The organism is Acidocella sp. C78 (genome assembly GCF_907164655.1).
Window position 1 is genome coordinate 67,912 of sequence record NZ_CAJQZK010000009.1, and the last position, 22,805, is coordinate 90,716.

The 22,805-nt window shown below is 66.9% G+C and carries 17 protein-coding genes and 3 pseudogenes; 4 read left to right on the forward strand and 16 right to left on the reverse strand.

The genetic code is table 11. From position 1 onward, the window contains the following. Window positions 1-41: 41 nt before the first annotated feature. The 7 genes and pseudogenes from cysN to ACIDOCELLA78_RS000000103780 all read right to left on the reverse strand — a co-directional run bounded on the left by cysN (window position 42) and on the right by ACIDOCELLA78_RS000000103780 (window position 7,931). Window positions 42-1,907, reverse strand: a complete 1,866-nt coding sequence (gene cysN, locus ACIDOCELLA78_RS000000103750) for a sulfate adenylyltransferase subunit CysN (protein WP_201728438.1) — start codon at window positions 1,905-1,907, stop codon at window positions 42-44. Continuing rightward, window positions 1,907-2,832 (reverse strand): annotated as a pseudogene (cysD, locus tag ACIDOCELLA78_RS000000103755) (sulfate adenylyltransferase subunit CysD). Before cysD ends, cysN begins: the two are co-directional and overlap by 1 nt. A 157-nt stretch (window positions 2,833-2,989) precedes the next feature. After that, on the reverse strand, window positions 2,990-4,516 hold the full coding sequence (locus ACIDOCELLA78_RS000000103760) for a trypsin-like peptidase domain-containing protein (RefSeq protein WP_201728439.1): 1,527 nt from the start codon (window positions 4,514-4,516) through the stop codon (window positions 2,990-2,992). Window positions 4,517-4,710: 194 nt separating this feature from the next. Continuing rightward, complete coding sequence (locus ACIDOCELLA78_RS000000103765) at window positions 4,711-5,418, reverse strand: pirin family protein (RefSeq protein WP_201728440.1); 708 nt, start codon at window positions 5,416-5,418, stop codon at window positions 4,711-4,713. Window positions 5,419-5,499: 81 nt separating this feature from the next. Continuing rightward, on the reverse strand, window positions 5,500-5,949 hold the full coding sequence (locus ACIDOCELLA78_RS000000103770) for a MarR family winged helix-turn-helix transcriptional regulator (protein ID WP_201728441.1): 450 nt from the start codon (window positions 5,947-5,949) through the stop codon (window positions 5,500-5,502). 4 nt (window positions 5,950-5,953) lie between these two features. Next, a complete protein-coding gene (locus ACIDOCELLA78_RS000000103775; RefSeq protein WP_201728442.1) occupies window positions 5,954-6,832 on the reverse strand; it encodes a universal stress protein in 879 nt (292 codons plus the stop codon). Between the two features lie 58 nt (window positions 6,833-6,890). Continuing rightward, complete coding sequence (locus ACIDOCELLA78_RS000000103780; RefSeq protein WP_201728443.1) at window positions 6,891-7,931, reverse strand: rod shape-determining protein; 1,041 nt, start codon at window positions 7,929-7,931, stop codon at window positions 6,891-6,893. 277 nt (window positions 7,932-8,208) lie between these two features. On the opposite strand from ACIDOCELLA78_RS000000103780, the gene ACIDOCELLA78_RS000000103785 reads away from it, so the two are divergent. After that, complete coding sequence (locus ACIDOCELLA78_RS000000103785) at window positions 8,209-8,463, forward strand: YMGG-like glycine zipper-containing protein (RefSeq protein ID WP_249675668.1); 255 nt, start codon at window positions 8,209-8,211, stop codon at window positions 8,461-8,463. Window positions 8,464-8,553: 90 nt separating this feature from the next. Here ACIDOCELLA78_RS000000103785 and ndk read toward each other — a convergent pair whose 3' ends face one another. After that, a complete protein-coding gene (gene ndk / locus ACIDOCELLA78_RS000000103790; RefSeq protein WP_201728444.1) occupies window positions 8,554-8,976 on the reverse strand; it encodes a nucleoside-diphosphate kinase in 423 nt (140 codons plus the stop codon). Window positions 8,977-9,069: 93 nt separating this feature from the next. Here ndk and ACIDOCELLA78_RS000000103795 point away from each other — a divergent pair, with 93 nt between their 5' ends. After that, window positions 9,070-10,938 (forward strand): ABC-F family ATP-binding cassette domain-containing protein, encoded by a 1,869-nt coding sequence (locus tag ACIDOCELLA78_RS000000103795; RefSeq protein WP_201728445.1) that lies wholly within the window; start codon window positions 9,070-9,072, stop codon window positions 10,936-10,938. A 10-nt stretch (window positions 10,939-10,948) separates the two neighbouring features. On the opposite strand, the gene ACIDOCELLA78_RS000000103800 is transcribed toward ACIDOCELLA78_RS000000103795, so the two are convergent. Continuing rightward, window positions 10,949-12,199: an AmpG family muropeptide MFS transporter gene (locus ACIDOCELLA78_RS000000103800; protein ID WP_201728446.1), complete on the reverse strand. Its 1,251-nt coding sequence runs from the start codon at window positions 12,197-12,199 to the stop codon at window positions 10,949-10,951. A 178-nt stretch (window positions 12,200-12,377) separates the two neighbouring features. Here ACIDOCELLA78_RS000000103800 and ACIDOCELLA78_RS000000103805 point away from each other — a divergent pair, with 178 nt between their 5' ends. Together ACIDOCELLA78_RS000000103805 and typA are read left to right on the forward strand one after the other, a co-directional pair. After that, on the forward strand, window positions 12,378-12,833 hold the full coding sequence (locus ACIDOCELLA78_RS000000103805; RefSeq protein ID WP_201728447.1) for a hypothetical protein: 456 nt from the start codon (window positions 12,378-12,380) through the stop codon (window positions 12,831-12,833). Between the two features lie 144 nt (window positions 12,834-12,977). Next, window positions 12,978-14,810: a translational GTPase TypA gene (gene typA, locus ACIDOCELLA78_RS000000103810; protein ID WP_201728448.1), complete on the forward strand. Its 1,833-nt coding sequence runs from the start codon at window positions 12,978-12,980 to the stop codon at window positions 14,808-14,810. A gap of 128 nt (window positions 14,811-14,938) precedes the next feature. Here typA and ACIDOCELLA78_RS000000103815 read toward each other — a convergent pair. The 7 genes and pseudogenes from ACIDOCELLA78_RS000000103815 to ACIDOCELLA78_RS000000103845 form a co-directional block, all read right to left on the reverse strand. Continuing rightward, window positions 14,939-15,693 (reverse strand): annotated as a pseudogene (locus ACIDOCELLA78_RS000000103815) (IS5 family transposase). Window positions 15,694-15,756: 63 nt separating this feature from the next. Further along, window positions 15,757-16,581, reverse strand: coding sequence for an aldo/keto reductase (locus ACIDOCELLA78_RS000000103820; RefSeq protein ID WP_201728450.1), 825 nt, complete (start codon window positions 16,579-16,581; stop codon window positions 15,757-15,759). Window position 16,582: 1 nt separating this feature from the next. Further along, complete coding sequence (locus ACIDOCELLA78_RS000000103825) at window positions 16,583-17,629, reverse strand: WD40 repeat domain-containing protein (protein WP_201728451.1); 1,047 nt, start codon at window positions 17,627-17,629, stop codon at window positions 16,583-16,585. Continuing rightward, a pseudogene (locus tag ACIDOCELLA78_RS000000103830) lies at window positions 17,626-18,587 on the reverse strand (CobW family GTP-binding protein). Before ACIDOCELLA78_RS000000103830 ends, ACIDOCELLA78_RS000000103825 begins: the two are co-directional and overlap by 4 nt. Then, window positions 18,584-19,885 (reverse strand): O-antigen ligase, encoded by a 1,302-nt coding sequence (locus ACIDOCELLA78_RS000000103835; protein ID WP_201728452.1) that lies wholly within the window; start codon window positions 19,883-19,885, stop codon window positions 18,584-18,586. Before ACIDOCELLA78_RS000000103835 ends, ACIDOCELLA78_RS000000103830 begins: the two are co-directional and overlap by 4 nt. A gap of 7 nt (window positions 19,886-19,892) precedes the next feature. Continuing rightward, complete coding sequence (locus tag ACIDOCELLA78_RS000000103840; RefSeq protein WP_201728453.1) at window positions 19,893-20,975, reverse strand: glycosyltransferase family 4 protein; 1,083 nt, start codon at window positions 20,973-20,975, stop codon at window positions 19,893-19,895. After that, a complete protein-coding gene (locus ACIDOCELLA78_RS000000103845; protein ID WP_201728454.1) occupies window positions 20,972-22,771 on the reverse strand; it encodes an alpha/beta hydrolase in 1,800 nt (599 codons plus the stop codon). Before ACIDOCELLA78_RS000000103845 ends, ACIDOCELLA78_RS000000103840 begins: the two co-directional genes overlap by 4 nt. Window positions 22,772-22,805 lie beyond the last annotated feature (34 nt).

The following is a 22,805-nucleotide window of genomic DNA, read 5'->3' on the forward strand; positions in this document are numbered from 1 at the left end:
TAGTCTTCGCCGGCCGCGTGAGGCGGCCGGCGAAAGGTCGGTCAAAGCCCGAGGCCAAGTTGCGGGCGCAGGGCGGCAAGGAGCGACTCTGCCAGCGCATCGGGTTCGGCGGTTGTGGTGCGCAGGTGGAATTCCGGCGCTTCCGGCGGCTCGTAGGGACTGTCGATGCCGGTGAAGTTGCGGATTTCGCCGGCATCGGCCTTGCGGTAGAGGCCCTTCGGATCGCGCTGGCGGCAGACCGCGATCGGCGTGTCCACGAAAACCTCGTAGAAAAGGCCAGGCTCGACCAGTTCGCGCGCCATGTTCCGCTCGGCGCGGAAGGGCGAGATGAAGCTGACCAGCACGATCATGCCCGCATCGGCGAACAGCTTCGCCACCTCGGCAACCCGGCGGATGTTCTCCACCCGGTCGGTATCGGTAAAGCCGAGATCGCGGTTGAGCCCGTGGCGGACATTGTCGCCATCGAGCAGGTAGGTGTGCGCGCCGAGCAGATGCAGCCGGGTTTCCAGCGCGTTGGCGATGGTCGATTTGCCGGAGCCGGACAGGCCGGTGAACCAGAGGATCGCCGGGCGATGGCCGTTCAGCGCCTCGCGGGCGGTGCGGTCGATGGTCAGCGCCTGGCGGTGGATGTTGCTCGCCCGGCGCAGCGGGTGGCGGATCATGCCTGCCGCGACGGTGGCGTTGGTCATCCGGTCGATCAGGATGAAGGCGCCGGTGCGCGGGTTCAGCGTGTAGGGGTCGAAGGCGACCGGGGTGGCGAGGGCGACATTCACCGAGCCGACCTCGTTCAGCGTGAGGGAATCGGCGGCGAGCTCATCGAAATTGTTGACGTTGACCTTGTGCTTGATGCGCGAGACGACGCCGGAGACGGTCGCGGTGCCGAGCTTCACGATATAGGGTCGCCCGGCGAGGAGCGGCGCCTCGCCCATCCAGACGAGGTCGGCGGCGAACTGGTCGGCGACGTCGGGCCGGGCGCCGGGGCTGGCGAGGACATCGCCGCGGGAGAGATCGACCTCGTCCGCCAGGGTCAGGGTGACGGCCTCGCCGGCGCGGGCGGCGGGGCGGTCGCCATCGGCGGTGACGATGCGGGCAATGCGTGTGAGCTGACCGGAGGCGGCGACCACCACCTCGTCGCCCGGCCTGACCTCGCCGCCGGCGAGCGTGCCGGCATAGCCGCGGAAATCGGCGTCCGGCCGGTTGACCCATTGCACGGGGAAGCGGAACGGACCGGTGCTGGTGCCGCCGGGCTCGATGGTCTCCAGATGCTCGAGCAGAGTCGGCCCGCCATGCCAGGGCATGCGCGCGCTGCGATGGACCACGTTGTCGCCATGGCGGGCGGAGAGCGGGATCGGCGTGATCGTCTCGAAATGGAACCGCGTGGCGAGGGCGCGGAACTCGTCGGCGATGGCATCGAAGCGCGCCTGGTCGAAGTCGATCAGGTCGATCTTGTTCACCGCCAGCACGATGTGGCGGATGCCGAGCAGGTCGGCGATGAAGGCGTGGCGGCGGGTCTGGGTCAGCAGGCCCTGGCTCGCATCGACGAGCAGGATGGCGAGCTGCGCGGTGGAGGCGCCTGTGGCCATGTTGCGGGTGTATTGCTCGTGGCCGGGCGTGTCGGCGATAATGAACTTGCGCCGCTTCGTCGCCATGAAGCGGTAGGCGACATCGATCGTGATGCCCTGCTCGCGCTCGGCCTCCAGCCCGTCGACAAGGAGGGCGTAGTCGATATTGGCGCCATCGGTGCCGTATTTGCGCGAGTCGCGTTCGAGGGCGGCGCGCTGGTCGTCGGGGATGTTATCGGTGTCGAACAGCAGCCGGCCGATCAGGGTGGATTTGCCGTCATCCACCGAGCCGCAGGTCAGCAGGCGCAGCAGTGAGCGGGAAGAGGTCATGCTCATCGCGTTCATCAGAAATATCCCTCGCGCTTCTTCTTTTCCATCGCCGCGGCATCATCGTGGTCGATCAGCCTGCCCTGGCGCTCGGACATGCGCGAAGCGCGCATTTCGGCGAGTACCGCTTCGAGGGTTTCGGCCTCCGACTCGATCGCGGCGGTAAGCGGGTAGCAGCCGAGCGTGCGGAAGCGGACCTTGCGCAGTTGCGGCACCTCGCCGGGGTTGAGCGGGAGGCGGTTGTCATCGACCATCAGGAGCTGGCCGCCGCGCTCGACCACCGGGCGTTCCTTGGCGAAATAGAGCGGCACGACGGGGATGGTCTCGCGGGCGATGTAGTTCCAGATATCCGCCTCGGTCCAGTTCGAGAGCGGAAAGACCCGCATGGTCTGGCCGGGGCGAGGCGGGTGTTGAACAGGTTCCAGATTTCCGGCCGCTGCGCCTTTGGATCCCATCCATGGCCGGCGGTGCGGACCGAGAAGACGCGCTCCTTGGCGCGGGATTTTTCCTCGTCGCGCCGGGCGCCGCCGAAGGCCGCGTCGAACCCGAGTTCATCGAGCCCGGCCTTCAGCGTTTCGGTTTTCATCACCTGCGTGTAGGTCGAGGCGCCGTAATCGAACGGGTTGACGCCACGCGCCGCGGCCTCGGCATTGTGGCGGACGATGAGGTCGAGGCCGAGGCGTTTGACCGTTTCGTCGCGGAACCGGATCATTTCCCGGAATTTCCAGCCGGTGTCGACATGCATGAGCGGGAAGGGCGGCTTTGCCGGGTAGAACGCCTTCATCGCCAGATGCAGCATCACCGAGCTGTCCTTGCCGATCGAATAGAGCATCACCGGGTTGCGGAACCCCGCCGCGGTCTCGCGGATGATCTCGATGCTTTCAGCTTCGAGGGCCGCGAGATCGGCATCCAACGTCGCGGTCGCAGTCTCTGTCACGCTCATGATCGGCCTCGTTTCCGTAAGGAATTTCCTTTCGAAAACAGAAACGCCTCCGGCCCGCAAGAGCCGGAGGCGATTTGAGCAGAAACCGGTTTCGGGACGGCCCGCGCGGAGTTTTTTATGCCCCGCGCGCCTGTCCCGGTAGCAAAACGCTTTGCCGTTATTTGGAGGTCTTTTCCTGCGGCAACGGCACCGCGACGAACAGAGCCTGGTTGCCGCGCATCACCCGCAGCGCGATCGCCTTGGCGTGGCCGGCCTCCGCCTTGTGGATGGCGCCAACCGCCTGCTCGGGGTCATTCACGGTCGTGCTGCCGACACCCACGATCACGTCGCCGGGGCGCAGGCCCGCCTCGTCCGCCGGCGAATTCGGCGCGACGTGAGCGATCAGCGCGCCCGATACACCACCCGGCAGGTTGAGCTGCTGGCGGGCCGCATCGGTCAGCGGCGCGAGCGAGAGGCCGAGTTCAGGCTTGTGCACCGCAGAGCCGCCCTGGTTGCCGCCGGGGCCGAAGGCGGCCTGGGCGTTTGCCGGCATTTTCTCGACACGCAGGCTCAACTCGTGCGAGGCGCCGCCCCGCAGATAGGTGATGCTGGCCTTGCCGTCCGGCTTGATGCCGGAAATGGCGAGGGCCAGTTCGCGCGGATCGCGCACCATCTTGCCATCGACCTTGGTAATGATGTCCCCGGGCTTCAGGCCCGCCTTGGCCGCCGGGCCATCGGGCATGGTTTCCGCGATCAGCGCGCCATCGGCACGGCCGTCATGCACGGAGACGCCCATCGCCTGCGCCATTTCCGGCGTGATCGTCTGCACCTGCACGCCGATGAAGCCGCGGGTGACGTGGCCCGACTTGATCAGCTCGTCGGAGATCTGCTTGACCATGTCCGACGGGATCGAGAAGCCGATGCCAACGGACCCGCCGGAAGGCGTCAGGATCGCGGTGTTCACGCCGATCACCTCGCCCCGCTGGTTGAGCAGCGGACCGCCGGAATTGCCTTCGTTGATCGGCGCATCGATCTGGATGAAGCTATCGTACTGCCCGTCGCCTATATCGCGGCCGAGTGCTGAAACCACGCCCGTCGTCACCGTTTCGGCGAGGCCGAACGGGTTGCCGATCGCGATCACCCACTGGCCGGGAACCACTTTGGACGAATTCCCGAGCTGCAGGTAGGGAAACGGCTTGTCGCGCGTGACCTTGAGGACCGCGAGGTCGGTGCTCGGATCGGTGCCGACGACCTTGGCCGGCAGTTTGGAACCGTCAGACAGGGTAACAAAAACCGATTTGGCATGTCTCACCACGTGATTGTTGGTCACGAGGTAGCCGGTGGAGGAAATGAAGAAGCCAGACCCCTTGGCCTCGACCGCCTGGGGCCGCTGCGGATGAGGCATCGCGAACGGGAAGGGGAACGGCATGCCGGGCGGAAGCCCGTTCTGCGTCTGGGTATCGCTGGCGGTCTGCGTCTTGAGATGAACCGTGACGGAGACAACAGCCGGGCTGACATCCTTGACCAGCGGGGCAAAGCTCGGAATCGGTTTGAAGTCCTTCTGGACCTTGGCCGTTGCGTCGTATGCCTGATTGTTGGCGAAAGCGCTGCCGGCCGAAACCGCGGCCAGCGAGGCGCTGGCCAGCATCACTGCGGTGAGGGCGGCAAGGCGCCCGGGCCGACGGCGGGCGAGGAACAGGTTCATTCAGTCTATCCTTCTTGTTCGGCCGGCGGTGCCGGCGGAAGAGGAGCCGCCCCGCGAGGGGCAGCGGCTAGGGGCACCGATCCGGAATACCGGTCCGTTCCAAGGGCGGGACAGTTCCCGAAACGGATCAATCACCCGAAAGCGCATATAGAGTGGTTCCTAAACGGCACTATCCCGTGCCCATGAAACTCGTTTCATTCACGAATGTCGACAAGCACGAGCTCGGCGCCGTCTGCATCCGCGGTGATCACAATCTCGCGTTCTCCCTGCACCGCCACGCCATCACGGGTTGCGGCGGCATGGCCGTTGACGGTGAACGATCCGCTGGCCGGCACGAGATAGGCGGCGCGGCCCGTTGCGAGGGGTTGGGTGATCCGCTCGCCAGGGGCCATGCGCGCGGCCAGCACGGCAGCGTCGGCGTGCAGCGGCAAGGCGCCGCGTTCGCCATCTCCGTTCCGTCCGCCAGCCAGCACGGTCAGGCCGGCGCCGGTCGACCTCGGAAATGCCCGCGTTGCCCAGCCGGGCTCGACGCCGCGCCGATCCGGCAATATCCAGATCTGAAACAGCCGGGTCGGCTCCGCCTCCAGATTGTATTCGGCATGCACGATGCCGGTTCCGGCATGCATGACCTGAACGTCACCCGCGCGCGTCACGCCGCGATTGCCCAGATTGTCCTGGTGCGTGATCGCGCCCTGGCGGATGAAGGTGATGATTTCCATATCCCGGTGCGGATGCGGATCGAACCCGGTTTGCGGGGCAACCTCGTCGTCGTTCCAGACCCGCAGCGCGCCCCAGCCCATGCGGTCGGGGTCGTGGTAGCCGCCGAAGCTGAAGTGATGGCGCGCATTCAGCCATTCGTTGCGGAAACTGCCCAATGTCGCGAAGGGGCGAATGTCGATCATCCTGTTTCTCCTGCACGATCCGCGTCGGGTATCGTGATATTATTCGATATCGAATGATATATAGGGTGGAGATGCCGACGTTCAATCCTCGGCGGCAACACGCCCGAGCCGCCGCAACAATTCTTGCAGCGCCCGAAGCTCGCTCTGGTCGAGGCCGCGCATTGCCGCGGCGATGTCCCTGGCATGCCGAGGGAAAATTTCCTCGATGAAGTGTCGCCCCGCATCGGTGAGGACAACGCGGACCCTTCGCCGGTCTTCGGGGCACTGGACCCGTTGGACGAGCTGGCGGCGGGCCAGCTTGTCGATCACGTCGGTCAGGTTGCCCGGGCTGGTCAGCAGCTTGCGCGTCAGGTCGCGCTGCGTCAGCGGGCCAAGGTGAAGCAGGGCCTCCAGCACCCCGAGCTGAACATGCGTGAGGCCGGCGGCTGCCAGAAGCGGCTGCGTGCGGTTGAGTACCGAATGGCTCGCGCGCATGAGCTTCACATAGGCGCTGACGGCGGTCTTCGTAGCCTCGTCCTCGACGCCGAACATCGGTCTACCGGTTCATCAGCACCGGCAGTCGGGCGTGTTCGAGAACATGCCGGGTGACACCGCCGAGGATGAGCTGACGCAGCCGCGAGTGCGAATATGCCCCCATGGCCAGCAAATCCGCTCCGTATTCGGTCACGGCCGCGAGAAGCCCGGCGCCGGCGCTGCGGTCGGTCGCGCGGAATTCGGTTTCGTCCGCGGTGATGCCGTGAAGTTCGAGATAGGCCGCGAGTTGGGCGGCCGGCGGGCCTTGCCGCTGGTAATCCGGCGAGTGAAAAATCCGCACATGCGCGGCGCTGGCGAGCCAGGGCATTGCGGAGGCGACAGCGGAGGCGCTTTCCGCGGTTCCGTTCCAGGCGATCGCGATGCGGGTGCCGATCGAGTCCGCCGGCTCGACGGGGGCGATCAGCGCGGGGCGGCCGGAGTCGAACAGAACGGCGTGAAGTGCGTCCGCGGAGGCAACGTCCTCGGCGGATTTGGGATGCGGCACCACGATGAGGTCCGACAGCCGAGCCTCGCTGGCGACAAGCTCATCCTCGCGACCGACGACGGAACTGAACCATGCGCTGGCCTGCTCGACGGCGCCGCTGACCGCGCGGACCGGCGCGCCGACCGCAATGCCGCGGGCGGTGGTTTCTGCGTCGAACAGCGCCGAGAGGGCGCGGGCCTCGGTGTTCCCTTCCTTCTCGGTGGTCGCCATCATTTCTTCGATCATCGCGCCCGACAGGCCTTCGCCGGCCAGTGGCGCGACATCGCGCGTATCGGTGCGGACATGAAGAGCGTGCACATGCGCCCGCCAGCGCTGGCCGAGCAGAAGCGCGGTCGCGAGCGCTGCGCGGGCCGAGGCTGCGCCCGCGAGAGGGAGAAGAATCTTGCGGATCGCCATGGTCAATTCCTCCAGACCGCTTCGATGGTGCCGACGATCTTACATCGTTGGCAGCCGCTCAGTACATTGTCGAGAGAACGGTGCGCAGACGCTTCAGTTCCTCAAGAGCCCGGCCAGTGCCCTTGGCGACGCATTGCAGCGCCTCGTCGGCCACAACAACCGGAAGACCCGTCGCGTCCCGCAGCACATCGTCCAGACCGCGGAGCAGCGCGCCGCCGCCGGTGAGAACGATCCCCTTGTCAACGATATCGCCGGCAAGTTCCGGTGGCGTATTCTCAAGCGCGACCTTCACCGTCTCGACAATCTGGCCAACCGGTTCGGCAAGGCTCTCGGCGATCTGGGCTCTCGTCACCCTGACCTCGCGCGGGACACCATTGATCAGATCGCGGCCCTTCACCTCGTGCCAGTCGTTGTTGGATGCCGGGTTTGCCCAGGCCGCCCCGATATCCAGCTTGATCTTCTCGGCCGAGGATTCGCCGATCAGCAGATTATGCCCGCGCCGGAGATAGGAGATGATGGCCTCGTCCATCTTGTCGCCACCTACACGCACCGACCGGGCATAGACGATGCCGCCGAGCGAGATCACCGCGACTTCGGTGGTCCCGCCGCCAATATCGACCACCATCGATCCTGAAGGCTCGGTGACCGGCAGACCCGCGCCGATCGCGGCCGCCATCGGTTCCTCGATCAGCAGAACCTTGCGCGCGCCGGCGCTCTCGGCGCTTTCCTGAATCGCGCGGCGTTCAACCGCGGTCGATCCCGATGGAACGCAGACGATGATCAGCGGCGAGGCAAACCCCCGCCGGTTGTGCACCTTGCGGATGAAATGCTTGATCATTTCCTCCGCTACCTCGAAATCGGCGATCACGCCGTCGCGCAGCGGGCGAATGGCGGAAATGTTGCCCGGCGTGCGGCCGAGCATGTGCTTGGCTTCCTCGCCGACGGCAAGCACCTGCTTGCGTCCCTTCACCTCGGCGATCGCGACAACGGAGGGCTCGTCGAGAACGATGCCACGGCCCTTCACGTAGACAAGCGTGTTGGCGGTTCCCAAATCGATGGCCATGTCGGCGGACATGAGCCCGAGAAGTCTGGAGAGCATGAAATCCTTTCCGCACGGCCAGGCCGGGTTTGCGTGCGGTTCCCGGCGCCGGTTTTCAGTCTGGCTTTGGTTCAGCGAATATGTTCTGTCAACGCATCTCGACCCGGGGTGTTGATGCAATGGCCGAATTACAGGCTACCCGTTCGATTAACAAGGCTGCCCGCGCAGGCGCCATGAAGTTGCCGGAAAGCCGCCGTTACAATGCCGACATCCGGCGGACATCCATTCGCAACGCCGAGACCTATATCGCGTTGAACGGAATGAGGAGACCTGGACAATGGCCTTGAGATCGAAACAACGCTTCATTTTGCCCACCCTGCTGTGCGCGACGGCGCTGGGGCTTGCCGGGTGTGGCTATACCCCGGGCCAGCGCGCCCTGTCGGGCGGAGCCATCGGTGCCGGCGCTGGTGCCATCCTCGGCGCTGCAACCGGCGGTTCGGCTGCGACGGGGGCATTGATCGGCGGTGCTGTGGGAGCGATCGGCGGCGCGGTAACGAACCCGAACCAGGTCAACCTGGGCCACGTGCCGTAATTTCACCAATGCTTGGGTAACAGGCGTCGGGAAGATGAAAAAGGGGGCTTTCGCCCCCTTTTTTTGTGCAGTCTCTTCAGCCTGGCCGGATCAGCCGACGATCTCGGTGCCGGCGAAGAAGAAGGCGATTTCCTGCGCCGCGGTGTCGGCGGCGTCAGAGCCATGAACGGAATTCGCCTCGATATCCTCGGCGAATTCCGCGCGGATCGTCCCGGCTTCAGCCTTCTTGGGGTCTGTCGCGCCCATGATCGCGCGGTTGCGGGCCACCGCGTCGTCACCTTCCAGAACCTGGACGACGACCGGGCCCGAGGTCATGAAGCTGACCAGCCCGGCGAAGAAGGGGCGTTCCTTGTGGACGCCGTAGAACGCCTCGGCCTGGCTCTTGGTCAGGTGGATGCGCTTCTGGGCGACGATGCGCAGCCCCGCCTCCTCGAACTTCGCATTGATGCGGCCGGTGAGGTTGCGCCGGGTCGCGTCGGGCTTGATGATGGAAAGCGTGCGTTCGGTTGCCATGGGGGCCTCGTGTCTGGAGTTGAGCCGTTGCGCGCGGCCATACAGGGCCGGGCCGGGGTGGGCAAGTCCCGGCTTGTGGGATAGCAAGCGGCCATGAGCCTGTTGCGGATCGAAGACCTGTCTTTTTCCATCGCCGGCCGCGCCCTGCTCGAAGGGGCGGGGCTGGTCGTAGATCCCGGCCGCAAGATCGGCCTGATCGGGCGCAACGGCGCTGGAAAATCCACGCTGCTGAAGCTGATCGCCGGCATCTACGCGCCGGATGGCGGAAGCATCCGTCTTGCAAGCCGTGCGCGGCTCGGCACGGTGGCGCAGGAGGCGCCGGCCGGTTCGATCACGCCAGCCGCCGTCGTGCTCGCCGCCGATGCCGAGCGCGGCGCGCTCCTCGCCGAGGCTGACAGCGCCGCCCCCGAGCGGCTGGCGGCGATCCATGAGCGGCTGATCGCCATCGACGCCGACTCCGCCCCCGCCCGGGCCGGGGCGATTCTCGCCGGACTCGGGTTCGACGAGGCGGCGCAGAACCGGCCGATGTCGAGCTTTTCGGGCGGCTGGCGGATGCGCGTCGCCCTGGCCGCCGCGCTGTTCGCCGCCCCCGATCTGCTGCTGCTCGACGAGCCGACCAACCATCTCGACCTCGAGGCGACGCTGTGGCTGGAAACCTGGCTCGCCCGCTTCTCCGGCGCGGTGCTGATGGTGTCGCACGACCGCGATCTGCTCGACCGCGCGGTGGACTCCATCGCCCATCTCGACCGCGGCAGGATCACGCTGACGCCGGGCGGCTTTGCTGAATTCGTCCGCATCCGCACCGAACGGGCCGAGCAGCAGAACCGCGAGGCGGCGCGGATCGCCGCCCAGCGCGCCCACATGCAGGCCTTCGTCGACCGCTTCCGCGCCCAGGCTACCAAGGCGCGGCAGGCGCAGTCCCGCCTCAAGGCGCTGGCGCGGATGCCGGTGATCGATACGATTGTCGAGGACGCGCCGACGCGGTTCAGTTTCCCGGAACCGAGGCCGCTTTCCCCGCCGCTGCTCGCCCTCGACCGCGCGACGCTGGGCTATGATGGCAAGCCGGTGCTGCGCGAGGTCTCGCTGCGGATCGACATGGAAGACCGGATCGCCCTGCTCGGCGCCAATGGCAACGGCAAGTCCACCCTGGCCAAGGCGCTGGCCGGGCGGCTGGAGCCGATGGCGGGCACGGCGTTCTGCACCCGCGGCATCACCGTCGGTTATTTCGCGCAGCACCAGGAGGATGATCTCGACCTCGCGGACACGCCGCTCGGCCATCTCGCCCGCGCCCTGCCGAAGGCGACGGTGACGGAGCTGCGCGCCCAGGCCGCACGGTTCGGCCTCGACGCCGAGCGGGTGGAGACGGTGGTCGGCCAGCTTTCCGGCGGCGAGAAGGCGCGTCTGCTGCTCGCCCTCGCCACGCGCGACGCGCCGCAGGTGCTGATCCTCGACGAGCCGACCAACCATCTCGACATTGATGCCCGCGAGGCGCTGGTGCGCGCGATTACCGATTTCGCAGGCGCGGTGGTGCTGGTGACCCATGACACACATCTGCTCGACCTGGTGGCCGACCGGCTGCTGCTCGTCGCCGATGGGCGGGTCGCGGCCTATGACGACGATCTCGATTCCTATCGCCGGCTGATTACCCAGAAGCCGTCCGGCACTGCCGAGCGCAAGGCGGCGCCGGCGGCGAAGGATGACCGGCGGGCCCGCGCCGTCGCCCGCGAGGCGACCGCGCCGCTGCGCAAGGCGGCGCGTGACGCCGAGGCGGCGATCGGCCGGCTCGAGGCGGAGAAGCGGACGCTGATGGCGAAGCTCGCCGATGCCGGTTTCTATGCCCGGGCGAAGCCGGAGGAGATTTCGGCGATCAATATCCGTCTGGCCGCCATTGCCGGCGAGATCGAGGTCAAGGAGGCCGCCTGGCTGGAGGCCGAGGCGGCGCTGGAAGCCGCTTCCGGCTGACCACCCGGCGTCATTCGGCGGCGAGGGCGGCAGGTGCGGGCGGGTAGCGGCGCAGGATGTAGAGCATCACCGCCATCGCCGGCAGCGCCGAGATCACGGTGAATTCGTAGAAGGGCAGCCAGCCCATCGCATGGGCGAGAACCCCGGAGAAGCCGCCGATCGTGCGCAGGGCAAGGGCTGCGACGGAGGAGAGCAGGGCATATTGCGTCGCGGTATAGGCCTTGGTGCACAGGCCGGAGAGATAGGTGATGAAGGCGGCATCGGCGATCCCTTCGGCGAAACTCTCCGCAATGCTGGTCGCCAGCAGAATGTGCGGCAAATGCGGGTAGAGGCCGAGCAGCGGGTAGAGGATGAGCGTGAGGGTCTGGAAGGCGCCGGCGGTTAGCAGGGCGCGGCCGACGCCGAGCCGGGCCACGGCGACGCCGCCGAGCGCCGTGCCCGCGAGGACGGCCACCAGCGAGGGCGGGCCGTTGGCGATGGCGATGGTCGCGCGGTCGAAGCCCAGATGAGTGTAGTAGGGCGCGAGCATCACGCCGGCCAACGCCTCGCCGAGGCGGAACAGGATGACGAAGGCGAGGATGATCCAGGCGCCCTCGCGGCTGAGGAAATCGGCGAGCGGGGCGATGACCGCCTCGCGGAAGCGGGCGCCGATCGAGACCGGCAAGCGCGCCGGCGGCGGGGTGGGCTCGGCACAGGCCAGCGTTGCGGCGGCGCCGACGAGCTGGAGCGGCACCATCGCGAGGATCGCGACATGCCAGCCGGTGAGGGTGGACAGGGCGATGACGCCCGAGCCCGAGATCAGCATCGCCGCCCGGTAGCCCCAGACATAGCCGGCGGTGGCGGCACCCTGCAGGTGCTGGGGGAAGAACTCGATCCGCCAAGTGTCGATCATGATGTCCTGGCTAGCCGAGAGGAAGGCGACGAGGCCGCCGGCTAGCAGGGTGGCGGCCAGGGCGTGCGCGGGGCGTGTGAGGGCGAGGGCGAGAACGGCGGCGGCGAGGCAGAGCTGGATCGGCAGCAGCCAGCCGCGTCGGCGCCCGAGCGCGCGGAAGGGGCGCGGCGGGCGGAACTGGTCGAGCGCCGGCGCCCAGAGGAATTTCAGAGAATAGGCGATGCCGAGATTTGCGGTGAAGCCGATCGCCTCCAGCGGCAGATGGGCGCGGGCGAGCCAGAGCCGCAGCGTGAAGCCGGACAGGGCGAGCGGCAGGCCCGAGGAAAAGCCGAGCAGGCCGATCAGGGTGATGGCGCGAATCCGGTTCATGGCATCATTTGCCAGTCCAGCGCCCGGCGCCGTCAAGCCGGGGCGGACATTCGTGACAATGGTTTAATCGCGTGGTGACGCATCTCCCGTTGCCCCGTGCCGCGCCGGACCCAACGTCTCGGCACGGAGCCGGCTTCGCGGGATATCGCGGAGACGCATTTCGAGGAGGGAGACCATCATGAAGTCCGTTGTGCTGACTGGTTTTGCGCTGGCCCTGTCGGGTGGCATCGCCCTTGCTCAGGCGCCGGCATCGACTCGCATGGGTGGTGCGCTGCCAAGCGGCGCCTCGGCCGGAACCTATCTCGGCATTGCCGGGCAGGCGGTTGCCGCGCATCAGAAAACCCGGGCGCGGGTCGCGCTCGGCCGGGCCGAGACAGATCTGCTGACCAATTCCTATGTCCAGGGCAGCGTGAACGGGATCATCCGCACACCGGCCATCGATGCGGTGCGGCGGGCCCGAAGCGCCGTGGCGAGCGGCGAGTACGGCCGGGCGAGAGCGCTGATACATCAGGCGATGACGATGATCGACGGCAAGGCCGGGATGGCGGCGCCGATGCCGGCGCAGAGCAGCGACGGAATGCCCGCGCATGGAGGCGGGCCGATGATGCCGGCCCCGGCGCCGGTTGCGAAATAGCGGCGCAGACGCCGCCCGGCGACGCAGACGGGCAGCTTCTGCCGGCCCGTTTTCAACTCTTCATATCGCGTCTGCGTCATGAAGCTCGCTTTTGCAATGCAAAACGTGTAGAGGAGCCGCGTTGAACCCCGAAAGACCTTTATCATGACCGAGACCAAGCTGCGCAACGTGGCGATCATCGCCCATGTCGACCATGGCAAGACCACGCTTGTGGACAACCTTCTCAAGCAGTCCGGCTCGTTCGGCGCGCATCAGCAGGTGGCCGAGCGGGCGCTCGACCGCAACGACCTTGAGCGCGAGCGCGGCATCACCATCCTCGCCAAGTGCACCGCCGTGCAGTGGGGCGATGTGCGCATCAATATCGTCGATACACCTGGCCATGCCGATTTCGGCGGCGAGGTCGAGCGAATCCTGAACATGGTGGACGGCGTGGTCGTCCTCGTCGATGCCGCCGAGGGCGTGCTGCCGCAGACGAAGTTCGTGGTGGGCAAGGCGCTGGCCCGCGGGCTGAAGCCGATCGTCGTCGTCAACAAGATCGACCGCCCGGATGCCCGCGCCGACGAGGTGCATAACGAGGTGTTCGACCTGTTCGCGGCCCTCGGCGCGAATGACGAGCAGCTCGATTTCCCGATGCTCTATGCCTCCGGCCGCCAGGGCTGGGCGACCGCGACGCTGGATGGCCCGCGCGAGAACCTCTCGCCGCTGTTCGACCTGATCGTGAGCCATGTGCCCGAGCCTGGCCTCGATGCCGAAGCGCCCTTCGCCATGGTCGTGACCATTCTCGAGAGCGACAACTTCCTCGGCCGCGTGCTGACTGGCCGCGTCGAGCAGGGGCGGGCGACCGTGAACATGCCGGTGCGCGCCATCAGCTTCGACGGGCGTGCGGTGGAAACCGGGCGGCTGACCAAGCTGCTCGCCTTCCGCGGCCTGGAGCGCGTGCCGGTGGACGAGGTTTCCGCGGGCGACATCATCGCCGTGGCCGGCCTCAAGGAGGCGACCGTGCCAGATACGATCGGTGCGATGGAGATCAGCGCCGCGCTGCCGGCGATCCCGATCGACCCGCCAACCCTGTCGATGACCTTCCGCATCAATGACGGCCCGCTCGGCGGGCGCGAGGGCAAGAAGGTGACATCGCGGCAGATCCGCGACCGGCTGTTCCGCGAGGCGGAAGCCAATGTCGCGATCCGTGTGACCGACTCGTCCGAGACCGAGGCCTTCGAGGTCGCCGGGCGCGGCGAATTGCAGCTCGGTGTGCTGATCGAGACGATGCGCCGCGAGGGGTTCGAGCTGACCATCGGCCGGCCGCGCGTGCTGACCCGCGACAACCCGGAGACCGGCGTGCGCGAGGAGCCGATGGAAGAGGTGCTGATCGACGTCGATGAGCCCTATTCCGGCGTCGTCGTCGAGAAGATGAGCCGCCGCAAGGGCGAATTGCAGGATATCCGTCCCTCGGGCGGCGACAAGCAGCGGCTGACCTTCCACATCCCGAGCCGCGGGCTGATCGGCTATCACGGCGAGTTCCTGACCGACACGCGCGGCTCCGGTGTAATGAACCGGCACTTCATCGGCTATGGCCCGTGGAAGGGCACGATCGAGGGGCGGCGCAACGGCGCGCTGATTGCCAATGCCGATGGCGAGAGCGTGCAATACGCGCTGTTCTCCCTGCAAGACCGCGGCACGCTGTTCATCGGCGGCGGCCAGAAGGTTTATGAGGGGATGATCATCGGCGAGCACAGCCGGGAGAACGATCTCGACGTGAACCCGATCAAGGAGAAGAAGCTCACCAACATCCGCGCCGCCGGCAAGGACGAGGCGCTGCTGCTGACGCCGCCGCGCCGGATGAGCCTTGAGCAGGCGATCGCCTATATCGAGGATGACGAGCTGGTGGAGGTGACGCCGAGTGCCGTGCGGCTGCGCAAGCGGCATCTCGATCCGCATGCGCGCAAGAAGGCCGAGCGGGCGTCCGACGCCGCCTGATCCTGCGGAAATCTCGTTCTGAATTGAGCCTGACCGGCCGGCGCGACAACGCCGGCCGGTTTTTTGTTAGAGCATCTTTATCCGATCAGATGACTCCATCTGATCGGATGATGCTCTAGGTTCTGGACTCAACTGATCCAAGATGTGACGGCGAGGACGAGGCAGATACCTGCGAGGAAATTTCGTGCGGTTTTGTCGTAGCGTGTGGCGATGGCGCGCCAGTCCTTGAGCCTGCAGAAGGCGCGTTCGATGAGATTGCGCTTTCTGTAGGCGACGGGGTCGAAGGGCGGAATGGCGCGGCGGTTGGGCATGGGCGAGATCACGGGCCTGGTGCCTTGGCGGGTGAGGAAGGCGCGCAGGTCATCGGCGTCGTAGGCTTTGTCGGCGATCAGCTCTTCTGGTGGCGGTATTGTGGGCAGAAGCGCCCTGGCGCCGCTGATGTCGGAGGCCTGTCCCGGCGTCAGGAGGAGTGCGGCGATGCGTCCCTGCTCATCCGCGACGGCGTGGATCTTGGTCGTCCGTCCACCCCTCGACCGGCCGATAGCCTGGCTTTGCGCCCCCCTTTACCGCCCGCGGCCGCGCGATGTGCCCGAACCGAGGTGCTGTCCACCATGGCGATGCGCGGCGGATACGCGCAGGCGACCAGGGCCGCAAAGATCTCCTGCCAGAGGCCACGCTGGCTCCAGCGGTTGAACCGGTTGAACACCGTGGTTCGTGGCCCATAGGCCTCAGGAAGCGCTCGCCATCGCAAGCCCTCGCGAAAGCGATGCAGGATGCCGCTCAGCACCCGGCGGTCATCAACCCGAGGCTTGCCGCCAAGCTTCGGCAGCAATGGTTCGATCGCAGCCCATTGCGTGTCGTTCAGCCAGAAAAGTTCCGCCATGTTCCAAGTCCTCCAAACAGACTTGAATCAGACGCTCCGTAGTCATGGCAATAGGTACAGAACCTAGTCCCACTCCGGTGCGAAGGCCGGGTCGACGAAACGCTGGGTTTTCGGCAGGGCGGCGAGGGCGGCGCGGTCCTCGTCGTCGAGGGTGATGGCGAGGGCGGCGAGATTGGCGCGCTGGGTTTCTTCCCGCGCGGCTTTGGGGATGGCCGCGACGCCATCCTGGTCGAGCAGATATTTGAGGGCGATCTGCGCCGGTGTTGCGCCATGCTTCGCGGCGACCGCAGCGAGCGCCGGATGGTCGCCGAGCCGACCCTGGGCGAGCGGGCAATAGGCGGTGACCGCGATGCCGTGGGCCCGCGCATAGTCGAGCACCGCGTTCTGCCCGAGCAGGACGTGATATTCCACCTGGTTGCAGGCGATCTCGGCGCCGATCGCCTCGACGGCCTGGCGCATCAGCGCCACGGTGAAGTTCGACACGCCGATATGTCGAACCAAACCCTCATGTTTCAGATGCGCCATGGTGGCCAGGACCGCCGCAAGGTTCATCGAGGGTGAGGGCCAGTGGATCAGGAAGAGGTTCACATGGTCGGTGCGCAGCTTGGCGAGGCTCGCCTCGATGGCGCGGCGCACCCCGTCCGGCGTGAGGTTCTCGTACCAGACCTTGGTGGTGAGGAAGATTTCCTCGCGCGCAATGCCGCTTTCGGCGAGGGCGGCGCCGACGGCCTCTTCATTGCCGTACATCTCGGCGGTGTCGATATGACGATACCCGAGTGACAGCGCGCGGGTGACAGCGGCGGTGCAGTCGCGGCCGCTCATCCGCCAGGTGCCAAGACCGAGCTTGGGCATGGCGAGCGCGCCGCCGGTGATGGGCGTGCTGGTCATGTCAGTCCTTTCGCGAGAAATCGATCAGGGCGAGACAGCCGGATTCCGTACCGAAGGCGAGATGGGCGCCGTTCGGGCTCCAGCCCAGGGCGGAAACGGCGCCGCGCCCCGGGCCCGCGACGGGCAGGATGCGTTCGCGCCCGATATCGGCCACGACGACCGAGCCATCGGCGAAACCGGCGGCGACGACCTCGTGCTGCGGATGGCAGGCGACCCGGCGGACCACGGTTTCGCCGGCAGCAAGCTCCAGCGGGGCCTTGCCCATTGGCCCGCCGCCGAAGAACGGCCAGATCACGATGGCCTCGGCGCCGGCGGTCGCGAGCCACTTGCCCGAGCGGGTGAAGTCGAGCGATTCGGGTTTCGTCGGGTAGCCGCTCATCCGCATGTGCTGGCCGTCAGGCAGTTTCCAGCCATGCAGCTCGTTTTCCTGCATGGCGGTGACCATCGCCTCGACATCGGGATGCAGGGCGACGGCGAGATGACTACCCTTCCACTCGAAGACCTGCGGCTTCGCGTTCTCGGAGCGGACGAACCAGAGCGAGGCGCCGTTGTAGTGCGCGGCGGCGAGGCGGCGGTGTTTCGGATCGAGCGCCATGCCGGCGACGGTCGAGGGGTGGGCGAGGGTGCGGAGCGTGGCGCCGGCGGCATCGAGCAGGTGGATCGTCTTGCCGACCGCAACCGCCCGCAGCGGCGCCTTGCGGTCTGGCACGGTCAGAACGTGCTCCACCCATTTCATGCCGAAGCTGGCGAGTTCCGTGCACTCGCCCGTTGCGGAGTCAAGACGTTTCAGCGTGCCGTCATCGCCGCCGGAGCAGAACCCGCGCTCGTCGAAATCCGGCGCGAGGGTGAGCACCGCGCCGTCATGGCAGGCGTGTTCGGCGAAATCGCCGCCGGTAACGCCGCGCAGCACGATCCGCCCGTCGCCAAGGCCGGCGGCGAGGGTGCCGCCGGCACGGTCGAAGGCGAGGGCGGTGACGAACTCGGCGCAATCGTGCGTCATGCCGCGCACGCGGAGCATCTCGTCCGCGTCGGTGACCATGCCGCTCATTCGGCGATGCAGCTTTCGAAACCACGGCGCAGCATCGGGCGGTTGAGATCGCGACCGATGAAGACGATGCGGCTTTCGCGCTCCTCGTCGTCCTTCCAGGGGCGGATGAAATCGCCATCCGCCATCATGTGCACGGCCTGGAAGGCGAAGCGGCGATCCTCGCCGGCAAAGGCGAGGATGCCCTTGGTGCGCAGGATGTCCTGGCCCTGGGTGGCGAGGATGCCGCCGATCCAGGCGTTGAACAGCTCGGGGTCGAGCGGCTTCTTCACGGAGAGGCTGATGCTGCTCATGTGCTCGTCATGCGTGTGGGAATCCTCTTCAAGGAAATCCGGCACCGATTGCAGCACGCGGTCGAGGCTGAAGGCGTTGATTCCGAGCAGGCGGTCGGCCGGCACATCGGCGCGGGTGGTGTGGTGGATCTGCGCGAAGCGGTTGATCGTGCGGATCCGCGCCTCGACATCGGCGAGTTCCTCCGGGGTGACGAGGTCGAGCTTGTTGAGCACGATGACGTCGGCGAAGGCGATCTGGTCCTCGGCTTCTGGCGCGTCGGCGAGGCGGGCGGGCAGGTTCTTCGCGTCGACCACCGTGACGATCGCATCGAGCCTTGTCTTCGCCTTCACGTCCTCGTCGACGAAGAAGGTCTGTGCGACGGGGGCGGGATTGGCGAGGCCGGTGGTCTCGACGATGATGCCGTCGAAGCGGTTGCGGCGCTTCATCAGCCCGCCGATGATGCGGATCAGGTCGCCGCGCACGGTGCAGCAGATGCAGCCGTTGTTCATCTCGAAGACTTCCTCGTCGGTATCGACGACGAGGTCGTTGTCCACCCGCGCTCGCCGAACTCGTTGATCACGACCGCGTATTTCCGGCCATGATCCTCGGTGAGGATGCGGTTGAGCAGGGTGGTCTTGCCGGCACCGAGAAAGCCGGTGAGGACGGTGACGGGAACGAGATCGCTCATGCGGAAGATCCTGTCGTAGTGGGTCGTGTCGTTGCTTCGGGATATAGGCAGGCGGGCTCGGGCGGACCAGAGCGCGGCAGGGCAAGGCCGAGGCCAAGCATGAGGAAGAGCCAGCCGGCCATCGGCAGGACGGCGAAATTGTCGGTCGAGGCGAGCGGCCAGGCATAGGTGAGCACGCCGATGAAGGCGCCGAGCGCGAGCGGGCGACGCATGATGCCACGGCCGAGCGCCAGCAGCCAGGCGGCGTTCATCGCGGCGAACAGCACAAGGCCGGCCAGCCCGGCGTCGAGCGCGGCCTGGAGATAGAAATTGTGCGGATGGATGTTGCAGGCGCCGCGCTTCAGGCTGGTCGGGCCGATGCCGAGCGCCGGGAGACCGCGATCGAACCGCGCCTCGGGGCAGAAATCCCTGAACCCGTTGAAGCCGTAGCCGCGCCAGGGGGCGTGCTCGATCATCACCGTCGCCCGTGTGTAAAGCTCGCCATACGGGCTTTTCGCGAAATGGCTGACCTGCCGTCCGGTCTCCAGCACGAGCTTGTCGAAACTGGGCGGCGAGACGAGTTTGAGTGCCGGGATCGCGAGCACGATCAGCACACCAAGGCCGATCGCCGGCAGACGGATCGGCCGGAAGGCAAGCGCGGCAACCGCGAGGCCCAGCAACGCCAGCGCGAATGGCATCCGCTGACCGATCATCAGCGTCGTCGCAAAGCCGATCACGCCGATCACCGCCGCGGCGAGTTTCGGCGCGGCACCCCGCCGCGCGACAAGCGCCGCAATGACGGGCAGGGCGGTGAGAAACAGCAGATGGCTGAAGGGCGGGCCGGCCCGCGGCGCCCAGAACGGGCCGGTGAGCGCGCCATCGCCCCAGCGGTGATCGCCGAAGATGTTCACGCCGACGATCTCCTGCTGCCAGCTTTGCAGCAGAATCCAGGCTTCGCAGGCGGCGAGGGCAAGCCAGAACCGGGTCCGCGCGGCCGCCGTGTCGAGCACCCAATGGCCAAGGGCGGCGGCGAGAACCAGCAGGCGGATCAGCACCAGCGCCTGGGTGAAGGATGTCCAGCCGCCCGGCCCGAGGCCGAGGGCCGGGATCGGCGCGGAGCAGATCATCACCGCGATCCACCAGAGGCATCCGAACACGAACCAGGGCTGCCGTACCCACCGCCAGTCGCCGTTGCGGGCGGAGTGGACCAGGAACAGGATATCCACTGTCGCCATTGCCAATTCCGCCCCGGCGCGGGCGTAGAGCAGCCCAAGGGGCAGGATCAGGGCGGCGATGAAGGCGGCGCGTTGCATCGTCATGCCCCGCTCATACCGGCGTTTCCGCGTCGTGCAACCGTTGCAGCCGGGCGGCGATAACGGACGTGTCGAACAGTTTCGCGCGGGCGCGGCCAGCCTCGGCGAGGCGGTCGCGGGCCGATTCGTCCGCTGCCAGCCGCAGGAAGGCGGCTTCCAGCGCGGCGGCATCGCCGGCGGGCACCAGCAGCCCGGCCTCGCCCACCACTTCCGGCAGGCCGCCCGCCTTGGTCGCGACCAGTGCGGCGCCGCTCGCCATGGCCTCCAGCGCGGTCAGGCCGAAGGGTTCCGGCCAGCGGCTCGGCACCGCGACGATCGCGGCACCGGCCATCGCCGCCAGACCGTCCTCATGCGGCAGATAGCCGTCCCAGGCGATACCGGCGGATCTGGCACGGGTCCGCATCTCGCGCACGAACGGGGTTTCCGGACTGTCCGGCCCGAATCGGTCGCCACCGATGATGCGGGCAGTCCAGCCGGGCAGGTGCGGCAGGGCGGCGGCGGCGGCGGCGATGAAATCGGCGATGCCCTTGCCCTCGACGATGCGGCCGGCGAACACGATTTCGCGCCGCCGCTCGCCCTGGGAAGGCGGCAATTCGGCAAGGGTGAGCGGGTTATACAGGGTGACGAGGCGGGCGGTGTCGGCAAGCCCGGTCGCGTAGCGGGCGCGGAGATGATCCGAGACGCAGACCACCGCGTGCAGGCGGCGCAGCGTGCGTGCCCGCGCCCCTGCGGTGGTAAGGCCGCGCATCGTCGTCGGCTCGTTGTGCAGAAACAGCATCACGCGGCTGGCGGGCAGCAGGCGCGCGGCAAGCCGGGCGAGGCGGGGCTGCTGGTGGATGTCGATGTTCGCCGGGCGCAGTTGTCGCAGCCGGCGCAGCACGGCGGAATTGTAGCCGAGCGGCGAGCGAAAGCGGACCGGATGATAGGCAATGCCGGGAAAGCTCGGGCAAGCACTGGCGGCGCCGATCACCGAAGCGCCGGCAGCCGCCGCGAGCCGCCGGACGACCAGGGCGATCGCGCCGGCCCTGCCGGGAGCGAAGGCTTCGCTGGCGGGCAGCACCATTGCGGTGCCGCCGGCCGAATCGCGTTGTTTCAAGCAGATCGGACTTTCACGTATTCGCCCGGCGCATCGGCGAGTGCGGGCAGGCCGCCCCGGCCAGGTGTACGGGCCTGAACCTCGTCATCCCCCTGCTGCGCGAGCCATCGCTGCCAGTCCGGCCACCAGGAGCCGGCCACCTCGGTTGCGCCGGCGAACCAGTCTTCGGCGCTCGCCGGCAGGGTCGCGTTGACGAAATGGTTGTATTTGCCGCTGTCCGGTGGATTGATGACGCCGGCGATATGGCCGGAAGCGGCGAGCACGAAGCGCTTCGGCCCGGCCATCAGCTGGGTTGCGCGATAGGTGCTGGCCCAGGGGGCGATGTGGTCCTCGCGGCAGGAGAGGAAATAGACCGGCACCTTGATCCGCCGGAGATCGACTTGCGTGCCGTCGAGCGTGATGGCGTCCTTCTGGCTCAGCAGGTTCTTCTGGTACATGTTTCGAAGATAGAACGAGTGCATGGCCGCCGGCATGCGGGTGGAATCGGAATTCCAGTAGAGCAGGTCGAAGGGGAAGGTCTCGTTGCCGAGCAGGTAGTTGTTGACCACGAAGCTCCAGATCAAATCATTCGAACGCAGCATGTTGAAGGTGGTGGCCATCGCCGAGCCTTCGAGATAGCCGCGCCGGTTCATCTTCTCCTCAAGGGCGACCAGTTGCTCTTCATCGATGAAGACCCCGAGTTCGCCGACATCGGCGAAATCCGTCAGCGTGACGAGGAAGGTCGCGCTTTTGATCCGCGTGTCGCGCCGACGGGCCATTACCGCGAGGGTCGCGGCGAGCAACGTTCCGCCGAGGCAGTAGCCGATCGCGTTCACCTGGCGCTCGCCGGTGGCCTGTTCGATCGCGTCGAGCGCCGCGAACACGCCGAGTTTCATGTAATCGGCGAAATCCTTCTCCGCGAGTCGCTCGTCGGGGTTCACCCAGCTCGCGACGAAGACGGTGTGCCCCTGCTCGACGGCCCAGCGGATGAAGCTGTTCTTGGGGCGTAGGTCGAGGATGTAGAACTTGTTGATCCACGGCGGAAAGATCACCAGCGGCGTCTTCCGGACGGTCTGCGTCGCCGGAGCGTACTGGATCAGCTCCATCAACTCGTTGCGGAAGATCACCTTTCCCGGCGTGACCGCGATATTGTCACCGACACTGAAGGCTTCGGCATCGGTCATGCGGATATGCAGCTGGCCGCGTCCGGCCTCGAGGTCGCGCAGCAGGTTGGACAGGCCCCGCAGCAGGTTCTCTCCGCGAGTTTCGATCGTTTTGCGCAAGACCTGCGGGTTGGTGAGGGCGAAGTTCGAGGGGCTCATCGCATCGACGAACTGCCGCGCGTAGAAATCGACCTTCTGGGCGGTTTTCGGATCGAGCCCGTCGACGCGCCGGACCACATCCTGCACGAACCGCGCCGAAAGCAGGTAGCTCTGCCGGATGAAGTCGAAAATCTCGTTTTCTTTCCATTCCTCGTGCTGGAATCGCTTGTCGCGAGGGTCGGGCGGCACCACAGGCGCCGTCTCCAACCCCATCATCCGGCGCGTGGAATGCTGCCACAGCGTCACGTAGTCCTGCCAGAACCCGATCTGGGCATCGATCAGTGTCGAGGGATTGGCCACCAGCTTGGCCATCATTTCCATGAAAGCGCTGCCGATGTTGAGTGGATCGATCGCAACGTCGACCTCGTGCTGGCGTTCCAGCCACTCGGCGACGATTCGCTGCGATCTGGCCGCGATATCGGACATTGCCCGTGAATAGTCCGCCGGATCGGACATGTTCGGCGTTGCAGGTCGCGGATTTTGCTGTTCGGCCATTGACGCTCCTTCCGGCTCCGGGATGCAGGCGCTA

Coding starts and splice junctions, on each gene's coding strand:
- cysN (WP_201728438.1), bottom strand. CDS start 1,907: ATGAACGCGATGAGCATGACCTCTTCCCGCTCACTGCTGCGCCTGCTG.
- ACIDOCELLA78_RS000000103760 (WP_201728439.1), bottom strand. CDS start 4,516: ATGAACCTGTTCCTCGCCCGCCGTCGGCCCGGGCGCCTTGCCGCCCTC.
- ACIDOCELLA78_RS000000103765 (WP_201728440.1), bottom strand. CDS start 5,418: ATGATCGACATTCGCCCCTTCGCGACATTGGGCAGTTTCCGCAACGAA.
- ACIDOCELLA78_RS000000103770 (WP_201728441.1), bottom strand. CDS start 5,949: ATGTTCGGCGTCGAGGACGAGGCTACGAAGACCGCCGTCAGCGCCTAT.
- ACIDOCELLA78_RS000000103775 (WP_201728442.1), bottom strand. CDS start 6,832: ATGGCGATCCGCAAGATTCTTCTCCCTCTCGCGGGCGCAGCCTCGGCC.
- ACIDOCELLA78_RS000000103780 (WP_201728443.1), bottom strand. CDS start 7,931: ATGCTCTCCAGACTTCTCGGGCTCATGTCCGCCGACATGGCCATCGAT.
- ACIDOCELLA78_RS000000103785 (WP_249675668.1), top strand. CDS start 8,209: ATGGCCTTGAGATCGAAACAACGCTTCATTTTGCCCACCCTGCTGTGC.
- ndk (WP_201728444.1), bottom strand. CDS start 8,976: ATGGCAACCGAACGCACGCTTTCCATCATCAAGCCCGACGCGACCCGG.
- ACIDOCELLA78_RS000000103795 (WP_201728445.1), top strand. CDS start 9,070: ATGAGCCTGTTGCGGATCGAAGACCTGTCTTTTTCCATCGCCGGCCGC.
- ACIDOCELLA78_RS000000103800 (WP_201728446.1), bottom strand. CDS start 12,199: ATGAACCGGATTCGCGCCATCACCCTGATCGGCCTGCTCGGCTTTTCC.
- ACIDOCELLA78_RS000000103805 (WP_201728447.1), top strand. CDS start 12,378: ATGAAGTCCGTTGTGCTGACTGGTTTTGCGCTGGCCCTGTCGGGTGGC.
- typA (WP_201728448.1), top strand. CDS start 12,978: ATGACCGAGACCAAGCTGCGCAACGTGGCGATCATCGCCCATGTCGAC.
- ACIDOCELLA78_RS000000103820 (WP_201728450.1), bottom strand. CDS start 16,581: ATGACCAGCACGCCCATCACCGGCGGCGCGCTCGCCATGCCCAAGCTC.
- ACIDOCELLA78_RS000000103825 (WP_201728451.1), bottom strand. CDS start 17,629: ATGAGCGGCATGGTCACCGACGCGGACGAGATGCTCCGCGTGCGCGGC.
- ACIDOCELLA78_RS000000103835 (WP_201728452.1), bottom strand. CDS start 19,885: ATGACGATGCAACGCGCCGCCTTCATCGCCGCCCTGATCCTGCCCCTT.
- ACIDOCELLA78_RS000000103845 (WP_201728454.1), bottom strand. CDS start 22,771: ATGGCCGAACAGCAAAATCCGCGACCTGCAACGCCGAACATGTCCGAT.